The sequence below is a fragment of the Pseudonocardia xinjiangensis genome (genome assembly GCF_050948425.1).
Taxonomy (GTDB): Bacteria; Actinomycetota; Actinomycetes; order Mycobacteriales; family Pseudonocardiaceae; genus Pseudonocardia; species Pseudonocardia xinjiangensis.
In genome coordinates this window covers 5,445,846-5,460,447 of record NZ_CP192009.1, presented here as the reverse complement: position 1 = coordinate 5,460,447, position 14,602 = coordinate 5,445,846, and the positions used below count along the sequence as shown (strand labels likewise).

Sequence of the window (14,602 nt, the reverse complement as noted above, 5' to 3'; positions counted from 1 at the left end):
GGACCGGCAGCCGACGATGTGCGCGAGTCCCGGTCGTGCAGGAGCTCGGCGGCGTCGCCGGCTGATCGCACACGGTGGCCGCACCGCCATCCGCTGCGCCATGATGATCAACCTGATCACCGCGGCGAGGAGGGTGTGTTGGGTCGAGCGACGAGGTCCGCCCGGCGGCGGGACCAGGAGTGACCGCCACGGTGAACGTCGGTGTCCGGATCCCGTCGGCCGACGCGCCCGACCCGGCGGAGCTGCGCGCTTTCGTGCAGCGCGCCGAAGCGCTCGGCTTCGAGTCGATCTGGGTCGGCGACCACGTCTTCCACCACACCGACGTCCTGCAACCGCTGGACCTGCTGAGCTGGGTCGCCGGCCAGACCCACCGGGTACGGCTGGGGACGGCGGTGGTGCTGGCCGCCTACCTCCATCCGGTGCATCTGGCGAAGAGCGCTGCCACCGTCGACCGGCTCTCCGGCGGACGACTGGTGCTGGGGGTGGCGCTCGGCGGCACGCCCGACGAGTTCGCCAGCCTCGGCGTGCCCATCCAGCAGCGATTGGGACGGCTGCTGGAGAACGTCACGATCGCCCGCAGGCTCTGGCGCGAGGACGGCGTCGACCACGCCGGGCGCTACCACCACCTGACGGGTGCGAGCGTCCGGCCGAAGCCGCTCCAGGACCCGTTGCCGGTGTACGTCGGCGCCCGGAGCGAGGCGATGCTCAACCGCCTCGCCCTGGTGGCCGACGGGTGGGTCGCCAGCGGCCATTTCACCACCGCCGAGTTCCTCGCCGGCATCAGGACGATCCGGGAACGGGCGGAGGCGAGCGGCCGCGACCCGGACCGGCTCGGCATCACCAAGGTGCAGGGGGTGAGCGTCCACCGCGACGGCCGGGTGGCGCTGGACCGCGCCCGCCGCCACTGGCAGCGCTACTACGGCCCGGCGTTCGACGTCGAGCGTTCGGTCATCCACGGCACGCCCGAGCAGTGCGCCGAGCGCCTCGCCGCGTTCACCGCGGCCGACGGGCGCGAGCTCACGCTCATCCTGGAGCCGACGAGCCTCGACGTCGAGGAGTTCGATCTGCTCCACGAGGCGACACGGGAACTCTGCTGACCAGGCCGGCCGGCGCCAGACCCGAGCGCGCGAGGTCGACCTGGTGGGGGGTTGGGGGTGGACGTGACCCCGCTCAGGTCGATCTCGCCCGGCCCGTCGCCATGGCCTGCGTCGTCAGGCCACGAGCGCCGCGTACACGACGATGTTGTCGCGGTAGCTGCGCGCCGCGCGGTCGAGCTCGCCACCGCAGGTGATCAGCCGCAGCTCGGCGCGTTGGACGTCGCCGTACACCGCCTGGGTGGGGAAGTCGTCCTTCGGGTACTGCTCCACCCGCTGCACCTCGAAGACCGCGGAGGAGCCGTCGGCCCGCTCGACGGTGATCGGGTCACCGGGCGCGAGGCGGTGGATGTCGTAGAAGACGCCCTTCTCGTGGTTCCAGTCGACGTGCGCGGCGAGCACGGCTGGTCCGAGCTCGCCCGGGGTCGGTGACCCGGTGTACCAGCCGACGGTCGTGCCGTCGGCGGGAACCTCCATCGTCCGGTCGGCCTGGAGCCCGAGGTCGATGACGCCGCGGGCGTCGACGTCGATCGACGGGATCTGCAGCCGCGTGGGGTGGGACGCGGCCAGCACGGGTGCCCGGGAGCCGGGAGCGGGAGCGGGCGCCGCCGGAGCTGCCGGTGCCGGGGCCGGCGGGCTGCCGGGGCCGGCGCATCCGGCCAGCAGCGCCAGGCTCATCGCCACCACCCCCGCCAGGCGTGCGGTCCGGCGGGGGTGGTGGTGCGTGCGGTCGGCCATGGCTCAGCTGGACCGGCGTCCGGCCCAGGTCGTGGCCGCGGCAGCCGTGCTGACAGCCGCCAGGCCGGCGAGGGCGAGGAGTGCCGGGCCGGTCATCGGGTCGCCGACGGTCGAGCCGTCGCCGGTGTCGACGGCACCCTCGGGCACCACCCGCACCTGGCCGCTGTCGTCGTTGTCGTCGCTGGGGGCGGGGGCCGTGGTGGGCGGCGCGGTGGTGGTCGTGGGAGCGGGTGCAGGGCTGGTGGTGGCCTCGTCGAACTCGCTCTCGCAGGCGATGCCGTTGCCGTCGGCGTCGAGGCGCTCGGGGTCCCCGGGCCGGGAGTCGAACGCGGCCTGGGCCTCGGCTTGGCTGGCGAAGTCGGAGCAGTCGCGGTCGGGCTGCTGGGCGTTCGCGATACCGGCGAAGGGGAGCGTGGCGCCGGCCGCGAGGACGGCGGCAACGGTGATGTTGCGGATGCGCATGGAGTTGGGCCTCACTGGGTCGGGGAACGATCCTGCGCGATTCGGGGTCGCGCGGGAGGACCATCGGGACAATCCGGACCGCTGTTACAAACAGCCTGTAGAGGCCCCGCTGCTCAGAGTGATCATGCCTCGGTCGGAAGGTGGGCTCGCCCGGCCCGTCGTGATCTGGGCCGGCTCGGCAGGGGGTGGGCGTTCACGGCGACGGCCGCTGGCTCTGGACCGCGCCCGCCGCGCGCTACGGGCAGCGCTACGGCCCCGCACGGCCGGACGCGCCGACCCGCCGTCGTCGATGCGGGGCAACATGAGCGTCGAACGGTCCTTGACCTGCGACGACGAACATCGATTCGAACATGTGTTCGAGTATGATGAAGAGGTGTCGGACAGCCCGCTCACCACCGCCCATCGCCTCCTGGTCGAGGCGATCGACGCGCTGTCCGGGGCCGCTGAATCCGGCGCTACCGATGACGAGCTGCTGTCCGTGCTGACCCTCTGCGAAGGCACCAGCCGCCGGTTGGACCGGGTCGTCGTCGCCACCGTGGCCACGCTGGAGCGGCGTGGCACGTTCGCCGAGCGCGGCTACACGTCCACCCCGGCAGCGTTGGGGGATCTGCTCGGGTGGGAACGGTTCGAAGCCCGCCAGCGGGTGGTCGCCGCCGAACAGGTGTGCCCGCGGGTCGGGCTCGACGGCACCGCGCTACCCGCGAAGCTGCCTGCCACCGCCGCGGTGTTCGCCGCCGGCGCCACGGACCTGCGGCACGTCGCCGTGATCGCCCGCGTGCTCGCCACCCCGGCCGCAGAAAGGCTCACGCCCGACGTGTGGGCCGGTGCGGAAGCCCAACTCGCCGACAAAGCCGCGGTCTACACCCCCTCGGAGCTGCAGACCTGGGGCACCGCGCTCGTCGAGGCCCTCGACGAGGACGGCCCCGAGCCCGACGACCGGCCACCCGCGCCGGTCAACGAACTGCACCTGGTGCGGCACCGCGGGAAGGCGGGCGGCACCCTCAAAGGCCGGTTCGACGACGCGGCCATGTTCGATGCCATCGCCACCGTGATCGACGCCCACGCCCGGCCCGCCAGCGGCGACCAGCATCGCAGCATCGCGCAACGCCAGGCCGCAGCCCTCGCCGACGTGTGCGGGTATGTGCTCGATCACGGTGACGTGCCCGCGTGTGGTGGGCGCCGCCCGCACCTGAGCGTGCTGGTGCGGCTGGAAGACCTGGAGAACCGGGCCCGTGCCGCGTGCCTGGACTTCGGCGGGACGTTGTCGCCGGAGTCGTTGCGGATGCTGGCTTGTGACGCGAGGGTCGTGCCTGTGGTGTTGAACGGGAAGGGTCAGCCGCTCGATGTCGGTCGGGTCACCCGCACGATCCCCGACGGTCTGCGCCGCGCGATCGCCGCGCGTGACCGGGGGTGCGCCGGGTGCGGTCGGCCGCCGTCGTGGTGCGAGGTCCACCACATCACGGCTTGGCAGGACGGTGGCGACACGGCCCTGCACAACTGCGTGATGTTGTGCCGGGCGTGTCACCGTCTGCAGCACCATTCCGAGTGGGAAGTCCGGATCCGCGACGGGCTGCCCGAGTTGATCCCACCGGCCTGGATCGACCCGGAGCGAAGACCACGCCGACAACCCCTCCTGCACCTCGCCGCATGAGCGCGCACCCGCACCCGGAAAAGGCGGGTGCGGCAGCGTGCCCGTCCTGGAAGGGTGAGCCGGTGATCGACGTGCCGCGGGTGCTCGCCGAGAACGCGGTGCACGCATGGGGCGACGAGGGCCGCCGCTGGCTCGCCGAGCTGCCCGATGTGCTGGACGCGGTCCGCCGCGACTGGGGAGTCGAGGTCGGGGAGATCTACTCCCTGAGCTACAACTGGGTCGCACGCGCCCGCCGTGCCGACGGGACGCTCGCCGTGCTGAAGCTCGGGCCGCCGGGGCCGGGGCACCTGGCGCAGGAGGCGGCGGCCCTCGCGGCCTACGGGGGCGACGGCGCGGTGCGCCTGCTCGCGCACGATGCGGCACGGGGCGCGCTGCTCCTGGAGCGGGCCGAGCCGGGCACCATGGCCCGCGACCTCGTCCCCGGCAGCGACGAGGATGCGACGGCCGCGGCGATCGGCGTGCTCCGACGGCTGCACGCCGCGCCGGTGCCCGAGGCAGGCCTGCTCGACCTGCACACGCTGCGCCGCGGCTTCGTCGATCATCTCGCCCGGTACAGCGGCGACGACCCGTTGCCGCGAGGGCTCGTGGTCGCCGCCCTGACCCTGTTCGACGAGCTGTGCGCCTCGGCGCCGCGCCGGGTCGTGCTGCACGGCGATCTGCACCACGACAACATCCTGCGGTCCGGCCAGGAGGGCTGGCTCGCCATCGACCCGCACGGCTATGCGGGCGACCCCGGGTTCGACGCCGGCCCGCTGCTCTACAACCCCGATCCCGGCCGCCGCGACGCCACCCTGCTGGCGTTGGTGCCGCGCCGCGTCGAGCAGCTGGCCGACGGGCTCGGCCTGCCCCTCGAGCGCGTCACCCGCTGGGGTTTCGTCGCCGCGATGCTGTCGGAGGTGTGGGACGCCGGGGACGGTCAGGCCGGTGGCCGTGCGCTCGCGGTGGCGCGGCTGCTGGCCACGACCCTGCCCATCCCGGTGGCAGCCGAGCATGATGGGTCCCCGTGAGCGAAACCATCACCAACGAGCGGCGGGATCTCGGTATCGGGGTCGTCGGCGGACCGACCACTGTCATCGACATCGGCGGCCTGCGGCTCGTGGCCGACCCGACCTTCGACCCGCCGGGCGACAAGGGATATCTCACCAAGCTGCGCGGGCCCGCAGTCGAGGAATCCGACTTGGGCAGCGTCGACGCGGTGCTGGTCAGCCATGACGTGCACCCCGACAACCTCGACGAGCGGGGGCGGGCCTTCGCGCTCGCGGCCCCGCTCGTCGTGTGCGGGCCGCAGGCCGCGCGCCGTCTCGGGCCCCCCGCCACCGGGCTGGAGCCCTGGGCGTCGATCACCCTCGCCCGCCCCGACGGTGCGGGGGACCTGACCGTCCAGGCGGTGCCCGCCGTGCACGGTCCGGCCGACGGCGACCGCGACGAGGACGGGAACGTCAACTGCGAGGTCACCGGCTTCGTCCTGACGGGCGACGGGCTGCCGACGGTGTACGTCAGCGGCGACAACGCCTCGGTCGCCGCAGTGGCAGAGATTGCCAGGCGCGTGGGGTCCGTCGACGCGGCGGTGCTGTTCATCGGCGCGGCCCGGGTGCCGCAGCGGGAACGCGGGCGGCCGCTCACGCTGACCGCCGAGCGGGCGGCGGCGGTCGCCGCCGTGCTCGGTGCGCTCGTCGTCGTGCCCGCCCACTACGAGGGCTGGGCGCACTTCAGCGAAGGGCTCGACCTCGTGGTCGCGGCGTTCGACGACGCCGGCCTCTCCCAGGTCCTGCACGTCGAACCCGCCGGGTCGTGGTCCGTGCACCGGTGACGTCGACGGCGCGGGCCGCCGACCATGTCCGGGCGGCCGCTCGCGAGAACGCCGAGTGGTGCGACGCGGTGTGCCGCTCGCACGGGGTTGCGGGCGAGTTCCGCACCGACGCATGGACGAACCCGCGCCGGACACCGCCCCTGTACCCGGACGGGGTGACCCTCACCGCCGCGGCGTCCGCCCGCGAGGTGCTGGCCCGGATCGACACCTCGTCCCCGGGCGCGTCGGTCAAGGACAGCTTCGCGTGCCTGGATCTCACCTCCGCGGGCTTCGAGGTGCTCATCGAGGCTCAATGGGTGCGCCGGGCCGGGGACCGTCCGGTAGCCGGGGCTCCGCAGGCCGTCCGGTGGGACGCCGTGCGTACTCCCGAGATGCTGCAGGCGTGGGAGGCCGCATGGGCGGGCGACTCCGGACCGAGAGGCGTGTTCCGCGCCGGGCTGCTCGATGAGCCCACCGTGCACGTCCTCGCCGGTCACCTCGGCACCCGGATCGTCTCCGGCGCGGTCGCGCACCGCAGCGCCGAGGTGGTCGGGCTGTCCAACGTCTTCGACGTGGACGACGACATCGACCGGGCGTGGGCGGGAGCCCTGGCCGCCGTGGATCGGTACGTCCCAGGTCTACCGGTGGTCGGCTACGAACACGGCCCTGGGCTGGACGCGGCGCTCCGGCACGGCTGCACCCCGATCGGACCCCTGCGGATCTGGACGTCCACCCGGTAGCGGGTGGTCAGCGGTAGCAGTAGGAGTCCGACGACGCGTCGCCGCCCTGCAGCCGGATCTGGTGCACGCGCAGGCCGCGGAAGTCGTCGCCGTGGGGGAAGAAGCTCTCGTCGATGCTGAGGCCGCCGTCCGGGTCGGCGTCGAGCTTGGCCATCCAGGCGCCGACGCCGTCGGGGTAGAACTGGTCGTCCCACGCGCCGTAGAGGGAGTTGGTGAAGTAGACGCGGCGCCCGTCGCGGCTCACCTCGACCATCTGCGGAGCGCCGGCGAGCGGCAGGTCCGGCCGAGCCGGGTGGGGGGTGCGCCCGACGATGCCACCGAGCCGCACCGACCCGGTCTGCCGCGGGTGGGCGGGGTCGCTGACGTCGAACTGCTTCATCTCGCCGGTGCCCCAGCAGGAGACGTAGAGGAAGCGGTCGTCGACGGAGAGGTCGATGTCGGTGACCAGCGGCGGCACCGCGCCGAAGGGCTTCAGTGCGGGCGGCAACAGGTCGGGGTCGGCGGGTTCGGCCGGGATGGAGATGACCTTCTCGATCGTCCACTGCCCGCCGTCGCGGTGCCAGCGCCACACCGAGGCCGAGAGGTCGTCGGTGGAGATCACCACCCCGACGAATCCCCAGGTGGCCTCCGGGTCGTGGGAGGGGCGGACCTCCAGCACCATCTGGTGCTGGGCGCCCAGGTCGACGCTCTGCTGGTGACGGCCGGTGGCCAGGTCCCAGAAATGCAGGTGGTGGCCGTACTTCTGGCCCAGCAGCAGCTCGGGCACGACCCCGTTCTCGATCATCGAGGGGCTGCCCCACTCGCTGGAGATCAGCACGTTCTGGTTGAGGTGCCACCACGCGTCGTAGTGGAAATGCTGGGGGCCGCGGTCGGTCTCCCAGGCGCGCAGGACGTCGAAGGTCTCGTGGTCGAGCAGCGCGATGCCGCCCGGGCCGTCGTCGTTGCCCGGCGGCCCACCGAGGCAGGTGAGGAACACCCCGTCGGGGCCGCAGTGCAGGGTGTGCGGGCGGGAGTAGCCGGCCTTGGCCGCGAGCTCCTTGCCGTCGACGGTCTTGACCAGCGTCGGGTCGCGGGGGTCAGGCCCGGTGTCGAGGACGTAGATGTTGGACGACCGCAGGCCGGGCACGAGCAGGTGGCGGCGCGCGAGTCCGTCCATGTCGTGGCCCTCGTGCTTGAGCGCGCTGCTGCAGGCGTTCCAGCCGAAGTGGTGCAACTCGTCGCCCACCGCGGGCATGTCGGTCCAGCCGATCACCTCGCCGTAGTCGTCCGACTCCGGGTCGAGGCCGACCACGGTCATCGCGTCGCTCGTCGTGGCGCCACGGTCGAAGGCGACCACGTACGCGAGCTCCTCCGCGGGGGCAGCTGCGGCGTCGGCTGCGGTCCTGTAGAAGGTCGGGTCCATTGTGGGCTCCTCGTTACCGGAAATGGTGATCTCACTGGATCCGTGCGTTTCCTGTACGGTTCTGCCGCCGCAGCTGTTTCGTGATCAGAACGCCCGCATCTGGCATTTCGGAACGATCTCGCCGGGTTCTCGGAACCGTCTGGGCGACGGTAGGCGCGTTACCCACCACTGTGAAGTGGTGCGCGCCCGAATCGTGCCGGTCGATCATCATCCGGTACCGAGGTGTCATTAACGGGGACGTGCCGACCACGCGCGTTGCATGGTTCCGTCGTCGATGACGTCGATCCCCTCCTGCTCCACGACTCGGCGGCTTAGCTTGCATCCCGTCTTGGACGGCCGTGAGGATCGCCGCGTTGATCGCGTGGTACCTCCCGGGGTCGTCGCAGTTGACGATGAGCAGCCGCGCGTCGGGAGGGAAGCCGAGCAGGTCAGCGGAACGGACGCCGTCAGGCGGTATCTCCATGATCCCAGTCCGGAAGGACCGTCCACTCGATAGGACACGCGCCCGAGCTGCTCACCCCTTCACCGCCCCCGAGGCGAGCCCGGCGACGTAGAACCGCTGGAGACCGACATAGAGCACCACGCACGGGATCATCGCAATCACCGACCCCGCGGCCAGGTATCCGAAGTTGATCTGTCCGTAGGCGCCTTGCTGCAGGTTCACCAGCGCCACGGGGAGCGTGTACAGGTCGCGGGAGGTCAGGAACGTGAGTGCCCCGAGAAACTCCGTCCACGCCGCGAGGAACGCGTACAGGGCGACGGTCGCCGCGCCGGGCGTGATCAGGGGACGCAGCACCGACGTGATGATCCGCAGGGTGCTCGCGCCGTCGATGTGCGCGGAGTCCTCGAGCTCGCGCGGGATCGTGGAGAACGAGTTGCGCATCACCAGGACACCGAACGGGAGGTTGACGGTGGTGTAGAAGAGCACCAGGCCGACCAGGCTGTCGGTGAGCCGCATGAGGTTCATCTGCAGGTAGAGCGGTGTGAGGATGGCCTGGAACGGCACCATCATCGAGGCGGTCACGAGCGCGAACAGCAGCGGCGCCGAGCGGAAACGGAAACGGGCGAAGCCGTAGCCCGCCGCCGTGGCGATCACCGTGGTGAGCACGGCCGTGCCCAGCGCCACGACGAGGCTGTTGGCGACCGCGCCGAGCAGGTTGTTCGGGCCGCTGACCAGTGCACGGAAGTTGTCGAGGGTCAGATGGAAGAACGTCGCCCGGTCCGGCGCGGCCACGATCACGGTCCCCGGCTGCAACGAGCGCATCATCGCCCAGGCCAGGGGCACGGTGAAGACGAGGAACGCCCCGCCGCCGCCGACCGCATAGAGCGTTCGCTTCGTCCGGGTCTCCCGCCGGCCCGTCGAGGTGCGCGACGTGCGCGGAGCCGCTGTGCTCGTCATGGCACTCACTCCTCGCCCCGGACCAGCCACAGCTGGAGTGCCGTCACCAGCGCCACCACGACCACCAGCATGATCGACAGCGCTGCGGCGGCCCCGAGCTGGAGCTGCACGAACGCCCGGTGGTAGATGTAAAGGACCACGGTGGTGGTGGCCGAGCCCGGGCCACCGTCGGTGAGCACATAGAACTGCGTGAACGCGAGCAGGGAGCCGACCACCGAGATCACCAGGCTCATCGCGATCGTGCGCCGCAGTATCGGGATCGTGATCCGCCACTCCTGCTGCCACCAGCTCGCGCCGTCCAGGTCGGCCGACTCGTAGACCTCCCGGGGGATCGCCTGCATCCCCGCCATCAGCAGCAGCATCGTCAGCCCGGCCACACCCCAGATCACGAGCGCCGACACGAGACCCGTCGCGAGCGGGCCGTCCACCAGCCAGGCGGTGCTGCCGTCGGTGATGCCCAGAGCCTGCAGCACCAGGTTGAGTCCCCCACTGTCGGGCTGGGCCTCCAGCACGGTCATCAGGCTCAGGGTCGTGAGCCCCACGACGAACGGCAGGAAGAACACCGTGCGCAGGAGAGTGGCGCCGCGGCGCCTGCTGCGCACGAGCACCGCCAGCGCGTACCCGGCCACGAGGATCGGCAGCGTCACGATCGCGGTGTAGAGGAGCGTGTAGAGCACCGCTCGCAGGAAGCCCGTATCGGAGCCGATGCTGACATAGTTGGCGAACCCAGCCCCCGAGACGTCACCGATCAGGGGCCAGTCGGTGAAGGAGATGCCAAGCGCGAACAGCAGCGGGGCCAGCACGAACACCGCGACCATCACCACGGCGGGAGCGACGAGCAGCAGCCCGGTGCGGGGTGGGTGGGTGAGCGAGTGCCGCTGCCGCGCCGGTGTGGAGGGGCTCCGAGCCGGCGCGACCGGCGGCGAGATCACGGCGCTCGTCTCTGCGCTCATGTCCGGGCCTGCCGGAGTATCCGGTCATAGGACTCCTGTGCCTGTGCCATGGCCGCCTCGATCTCGCCGTCGAAGACCGCGCGGCGGAACATCGTCAGCCACGGCCCGTCCGGCTGGTTGTAGATCTCGTTGTAGGACAGCATCTTCGGTGCGTATCCCTGCTCCTGCGCCTGCAGCGGGGGGAGCGTCAGCGGGTAGCGGGCGGCGAACTCGGGCGTGGCGACGTCGGCGCGCACGGGGGTGTAGCCGCCGTCCGGGAGCACCGACTGCTGCGGCAGGTCGAGCGCGTACCGCACGAACTCCCATGCCCCGGACGCGTTGGCGGATCCGCGGGGGATGCACATGTTGTCGCCGCCGTCGAAGAAGGCGCGGCCGCCGTCCGGGCCGGGGAGCAGGCGGACGGTGGTCGCCGCGAGCAGGCCCGGGCTCGCATCCGGTGTGACCACGCCGTAGCTCGCCGGGAACATGCCGATCCGGCCGGCCTGGAAGTCCGCCGCCCAGCGGGCCGCCTCGTCCGAGTACGAGCCGGGCGGGACGAGCCGGTCCATCCACAGTGCACGGTGGAACTCCAGGGTGCGGGCCAGCGCCTCGTTGCCGGCAACGTTGCCTTCCTGCGCCCCGGGCTCCCCGCGGATCAGGTCGGTGTCGGCGGCCCAGATGTGCGGTTGCACAGCGAACCCGAGCGCGCCGGAGGAGTTGCCGGGGAACGACCAGCCGCGAACGTCCCCGCCGAGTGCGGTGATCCGGCGGGCGGCTCCCAGCAGCGCGTCGAGGCTCGTGGTGGCGGCGTCGACGTCCAGTCCGGCGCGGGCGAACAGCTGCGTGTTGCAGAACAGCACCGAGTTGTCGGCCAGGTACGGCACGCCGTACCGCCGCCCGTCCACGGTCGCGAGCGCGAGGTGGCCGGGGCTGAGCTGATCGGCGAATTCGAGCTCGGCGACGAGCGGGGTGAGATCGGTGAACGCGTCGCGCTGGACGAAGAGCAGCGAGTTGATGTCGTCGATGTCCACCAGGTCCGGCACCTGCCTGCCCCGGATCGCCGTGGCGAGCTTGGTGACGTAGAGCGCGTCGGGCACGGGGACCAGCTCGACGGTGAGCCGGTGCTGCGCCGCGTTGAAGCGCTCGACCATCGCGGTCAGGCCCGTCTGGGTGGCCGAGCGACACCAGACCTCGACCCGCCCGGTGGCGGAGGTACCGAAGCCGGGGGCGCGGATGTCCGGCTCGGGCAGCACAGAGCTGCAGGCCGGCAGCGCGGCGGCAAGTGCGCCGAGGCCGGCGAGGGCGAGGAAACCGCGGCGTGAGGTCGTCATCGTCCTCTCCTGGCGGGATGGTTCAGATCGCGGGAATCCAGACCCGCATCGGACCGGCACCTCGGTTGGCCCACGCGTAGTACGGGACGAGGGTCAGGTCGAGCTCGCCGTCGGCGTCGGTACGGCCCCGCGTGGTGACGACGGTGACGCCGCCCAGCAGGTCGGGCCGGTGCTCGCTCGCCGCGGGAGCGGCCGGGTCGATGTGCAGGTCGTCGACGGGTGCGGTGTGGTCGGCCTGCTCCGCCGCGTAGACCAGCGGCCCTCGTTCGACGGCGACGCACCCGCGCACCGCGTCGACCCGGGGGTGCGCGACGGTGGTGCGCACGTCCATCGGCAGCCGCAGCTCCACGACGTCGCCCGGGGTCCAGTCCTGCTCCAGGCGCGCGTAGCCGGGCCGGACCTCCTGGGTCGTGCCGCCCGCGGTGACGGTGGCGCCCCCCGCCCACCCCGGCACGCGCAGCGACAGCGCGAACCGGCCCGGCGCGGCGACCACCCGCACCCGCACCAGGCCGTCCCACGGGTACTCGGTCTCGACCACCAGCTCGATGTCGCCGCTGGTCACCGTGCCGGGCGCGTACTGGTGCAGTTGGACGCCCCTGGCGTCGCGCGTGGCGACGTAGCCGTCGAGGCTGGCGAGGGTGCGCATCACGTTGGGCGGGCAGCACGCGCAGTCGAACCAGCCGCGGCGGCCGTGGGCGGGGGAGCGATTCTCGTCGGCGTGGGCGCCGCCGCGCAGCTGCAGCGGGTTGACGTAGAAGAACTCGGTGCCGGCCAGCGAGATCCCGCCGAGGAACCCGTTGAACAGCATGCGCTCGATCGCGTCGGCGTAGAGGGAGTCGCCGGTGGCGAGCAGCATGCGCCACGCCCACTGCACCCCGCCGATCGCGGCGCACGTCTCCGCGTAGGCGCGGTCGGTCGGCAGCTCGTACGGGTCGCCGAAGGACTCGCGGTCCCAGCGCGACCCCAGGCCGCCGGTGACGTAGGACTTGGTGGCGATCATGTCGTCGAACTGCCTGCGCAGCGCACCCAGCAGCTCGCCGTCGCCCAGCTCGGCTGCCACGTCGGCGGCCCCCGCCGCGAGGTAGACCGCGCGGACCGCATGTCCCTCCACCGTGGTGGCCTCGCGGATCGGGACGCGGTCGGAGAAGTAGGTGGGCTCCTGCCCGTGGGCGGCGATCAGGCCGTGGCCGCGTGCCTCCACGAAGTAGCGCGCCAGCTCCAGGTGACGGACCTCGCCCGTCTCGCGGTACAGCTCCACGAGTGCGGTCTCGATCACCGGGTGGCCGTCGACGTCGTGGCGGCGGTCCTCGCCGAACGTGTCGGCGAGGTGGTCGGCGAGCTTCACCGCGACGTCCAGCAGCGCGGTGTCGCCGGTGCACCGGACCTGCGCGACGGCGGCCTGGATGAGGTGCCCGGCGCAATAGTGCTCGTGGCTCCAGGGCAGGTCGGCGTAGCGGCCCCGGTCGCGGTGGCGGACCTGGACGACGGAGTTGAGGTAGCCGTCATCGGCTTGGGCGCCCGCCACGACCGCGGTGACCTCCCGCTGCACGGCGAGCAGCCCGTCGGACGGGTTGCGGGCGTACTCCCAGGCCGCCGCCTCGAGCCACTTGTACACGTCGGAGTCGGCGAAGATCGGGCCGACGACCTCGCCGTCGGCGACATCGGCCGCGATCCGCAGGTTCTCCAGGTTGCCTGCCTCGTCGAGCCGCCTGCGGCCGAGCGGGATGGCCGCTGCGCCGTTGGCCCGCTGGCGCTGCGCCCAGAATCCGCCGGTGATCCTCGACTCCCCGAGACCCATCGGCTGCAACCGCACACTGGCCGTGTCGGTGGGGTGGGCGGGTCCACGTGCGGTGCCGAGGGTGCGGGGCGAGGTCGTCGTCATGCCGCTCCTGTGCGCGCTGTCGAGCCGGACGGAAATCAGGAATTCGTTTTCCGTCCGAAGGTAGGGTGCCCTCCTCGATCGGGTCAACCCTTGGGCTCCGGGTTTCCCGCGGCGCCTCGGTAAGCTGCGCGCGGCACGGAACGAACGGAAAGGGGCCGTCCGCTGACCAGCAGCCCAGCCGGCCGGACCGGCGCCGTCGTGCGCATCACCGACGTCGCCGCACTGGCCGGCGTCTCGCCGGGCACGGCGTCCAAGGCGCTCAACGACACCGGGCAGCTGCGCCGGGAGACCCGCGAGCGCGTGCGGCGCGCCGCGGAGCAGCTCGGCTTCACCCCCGACGGTCGGGCGCGCGCCCTGTCGTCCGGGCGCAGCTACACGGTCGGCCTGGTCACCACCGACAGCTCCGGCCGGTTCAGCATCCCGATCATGCTCGGCGCGGAGGACGCACTGAGCGCGGGCGAGATGGCGCTGTTGCTGTGCGACACCCGCGACGACCCGCTGCGCGAGCAGCACTACCTGCGCACGCTGCTCGCCCGTCGCGTCGACGGCATCATCGTCACCGGCCGCCGCACCGAGCCGCGGCCGCAGATCGCCGTCCCCATTCCCGTCGTCTACGCGTTCAACGGCTCGACGGACCCGGCGGACGCGTCCGTCCTCGTCGACGACAGGGGCGGTGCGGCGTCCGCCGTCGCGCATCTCACGGACATCGGACGGGCGGCGATCGCGCACGTCACCGGGCCGGAGCGGCACCGCAGCGCCGTCGAGCGGGCGACCGCGGCCACCGAGACGGCCGGTGCGGCGTTCCGCGGGCCCCCGCTGTACGGGGAGTGGAGCGAGCGGTGGGGCCGCCAGGCGGTCGACCTGCTGCTGCGCGCCCACCCGGACCTGGACGCGATCTCCTGTGGGAGCGACCAGATCGCGCGCGGTGTCTGCGACCGGCTCCGTGAGCTGGGCAGCCGCATCCCGGAGGACGTCGCCGTCACCGGCTTCGACAACTGGGACGTGATGGCACTGGCCTGCCGGCCGCCACTGACCAGTGTGGACCTGGAGCTGGAGGAGCTGGGCAGGCGGGCCGCCCGGATGCTGCTCGACGCCGTGGGCGGCCGGCCGCACTCCGGTGCGCTGGAGCTACCCACCCGGCTCGTCGTCCGGGGCTCGACGTTGCCGGACTGATCGCGGCGA

13 protein-coding genes are annotated in these 14,602 nt (G+C 72.4%); 6 read left to right on the top strand and 7 right to left on the bottom strand.

Annotated elements, in window-relative coordinates; genetic code table 11:
* The first annotated feature begins 179 nt into the window (after positions 1 to 179).
* The gene (locus tag ACQPZA_RS25745) at positions 180 to 1,097 is read left to right on the top strand and encodes an LLM class flavin-dependent oxidoreductase (RefSeq protein ID WP_433274533.1); all 918 of its coding nucleotides are present in this window, start codon (positions 180 to 182) and stop codon (positions 1,095 to 1,097) included.
* A 114-nt stretch (positions 1,098 to 1,211) separates the two neighbouring features.
* Here the strand turns inward: ACQPZA_RS25745 and ACQPZA_RS25740 are convergent, their stop codons facing one another.
* A complete protein-coding gene (locus ACQPZA_RS25740) occupies positions 1,212 to 1,832 on the bottom strand; it encodes a class F sortase (protein ID WP_433274531.1) in 621 nt (206 codons plus the stop codon).
* 3 nt (positions 1,833 to 1,835) lie between these two features.
* Positions 1,836 to 2,294 carry an excalibur calcium-binding domain-containing protein gene (locus ACQPZA_RS25735; RefSeq protein ID WP_433274529.1) on the bottom strand — a complete coding sequence of 153 codons (459 nt, stop codon included), beginning with the start codon at positions 2,292 to 2,294 and terminating at the stop codon, positions 1,836 to 1,838.
* Between the two features lie 301 nt (positions 2,295 to 2,595).
* On the opposite strand from ACQPZA_RS25735, the gene ACQPZA_RS25730 reads away from it, so the two are divergent.
* The 4 genes from ACQPZA_RS25730 to ACQPZA_RS25715 all read left to right on the top strand — a co-directional run bounded on the left by ACQPZA_RS25730 (position 2,596) and on the right by ACQPZA_RS25715 (position 6,474).
* Entirely contained in the window at positions 2,596 to 3,945 is a 1,350-nt protein-coding gene (locus tag ACQPZA_RS25730; protein ID WP_433274527.1) for a DUF222 domain-containing protein, read from the top strand.
* 62 nt (positions 3,946 to 4,007) lie between these two features.
* Positions 4,008 to 4,952, top strand: a complete 945-nt coding sequence (locus tag ACQPZA_RS25725) for an aminoglycoside phosphotransferase family protein (protein WP_433274525.1) — start codon at positions 4,008 to 4,010, stop codon at positions 4,950 to 4,952.
* On the top strand, positions 4,949 to 5,755 hold the full coding sequence (locus ACQPZA_RS25720) for an MBL fold metallo-hydrolase (RefSeq protein ID WP_433274523.1): 807 nt from the start codon (positions 4,949 to 4,951) through the stop codon (positions 5,753 to 5,755). The genes ACQPZA_RS25725 and ACQPZA_RS25720 overlap by 4 nt, the downstream gene beginning before the upstream one ends.
* Positions 5,752 to 6,474: a hypothetical protein gene (locus ACQPZA_RS25715; RefSeq protein WP_433274521.1), complete on the top strand. Its 723-nt coding sequence runs from the start codon at positions 5,752 to 5,754 to the stop codon at positions 6,472 to 6,474. The genes ACQPZA_RS25720 and ACQPZA_RS25715 overlap by 4 nt, the downstream gene beginning before the upstream one ends.
* 7 nt (positions 6,475 to 6,481) lie before the next feature.
* On the opposite strand, the gene ACQPZA_RS25710 is transcribed toward ACQPZA_RS25715, so the two are convergent.
* The 5 genes from ACQPZA_RS25710 to ACQPZA_RS25690 all read right to left on the bottom strand — a co-directional run bounded on the left by ACQPZA_RS25710 (position 6,482) and on the right by ACQPZA_RS25690 (position 13,420).
* On the bottom strand, positions 6,482 to 7,876 hold the full coding sequence (locus ACQPZA_RS25710; protein ID WP_433274519.1) for a selenium-binding protein SBP56-related protein: 1,395 nt from the start codon (positions 7,874 to 7,876) through the stop codon (positions 6,482 to 6,484).
* Between the two features lie 514 nt (positions 7,877 to 8,390).
* Entirely contained in the window at positions 8,391 to 9,275 is an 885-nt protein-coding gene (locus ACQPZA_RS25705; RefSeq protein WP_433274517.1) for a carbohydrate ABC transporter permease, read from the bottom strand.
* 5 nt (positions 9,276 to 9,280) lie between these two features.
* Positions 9,281 to 10,228 (bottom strand): carbohydrate ABC transporter permease, encoded by a 948-nt coding sequence (locus ACQPZA_RS25700; protein ID WP_433274515.1) that lies wholly within the window; start codon positions 10,226 to 10,228, stop codon positions 9,281 to 9,283.
* The gene (locus ACQPZA_RS25695; RefSeq protein WP_433274513.1) at positions 10,225 to 11,538 is read right to left on the bottom strand and encodes an ABC transporter substrate-binding protein; all 1,314 of its coding nucleotides are present in this window, start codon (positions 11,536 to 11,538) and stop codon (positions 10,225 to 10,227) included. Before ACQPZA_RS25695 ends, ACQPZA_RS25700 begins: the two co-directional genes overlap by 4 nt.
* Before the next feature lie 22 nt (positions 11,539 to 11,560).
* The gene (locus tag ACQPZA_RS25690; protein ID WP_433274511.1) at positions 11,561 to 13,420 is read right to left on the bottom strand and encodes a glycoside hydrolase family 127 protein; all 1,860 of its coding nucleotides are present in this window, start codon (positions 13,418 to 13,420) and stop codon (positions 11,561 to 11,563) included.
* A 198-nt stretch (positions 13,421 to 13,618) separates the two neighbouring features.
* Here ACQPZA_RS25690 and ACQPZA_RS25685 point away from each other — a divergent pair, with 198 nt between their 5' ends.
* The gene (locus ACQPZA_RS25685) at positions 13,619 to 14,593 is read left to right on the top strand and encodes a LacI family DNA-binding transcriptional regulator (RefSeq protein WP_433274509.1); all 975 of its coding nucleotides are present in this window, start codon (positions 13,619 to 13,621) and stop codon (positions 14,591 to 14,593) included.
* Positions 14,594 to 14,602: the final 9 nt, after the last annotated feature.

What these genes read in the sequence shown, in the direction of transcription:
- ACQPZA_RS25730 (WP_433274527.1), top strand. Translation starts at nt 2,596, where the DNA reads ATGAGCGTCGAACGGTCCTTGACCTGCGACGACGAACATCGATTCGAA.
- ACQPZA_RS25710 (WP_433274519.1), bottom strand. Translation starts at nt 7,876, where the DNA reads ATGGACCCGACCTTCTACAGGACCGCAGCCGACGCCGCAGCTGCCCCC.
- ACQPZA_RS25735 (WP_433274529.1), bottom strand. Translation starts at nt 2,294, where the DNA reads ATGCGCATCCGCAACATCACCGTTGCCGCCGTCCTCGCGGCCGGCGCC.
- ACQPZA_RS25705 (WP_433274517.1), bottom strand. Translation starts at nt 9,275, where the DNA reads ATGACGAGCACAGCGGCTCCGCGCACGTCGCGCACCTCGACGGGCCGG.
- ACQPZA_RS25695 (WP_433274513.1), bottom strand. Translation starts at nt 11,538, where the DNA reads ATGACGACCTCACGCCGCGGTTTCCTCGCCCTCGCCGGCCTCGGCGCA.
- ACQPZA_RS25700 (WP_433274515.1), bottom strand. Translation starts at nt 10,228, where the DNA reads ATGAGCGCAGAGACGAGCGCCGTGATCTCGCCGCCGGTCGCGCCGGCT.
- ACQPZA_RS25740 (WP_433274531.1), bottom strand. Translation starts at nt 1,832, where the DNA reads ATGGCCGACCGCACGCACCACCACCCCCGCCGGACCGCACGCCTGGCG.
- ACQPZA_RS25690 (WP_433274511.1), bottom strand. Translation starts at nt 13,420, where the DNA reads ATGACGACGACCTCGCCCCGCACCCTCGGCACCGCACGTGGACCCGCC.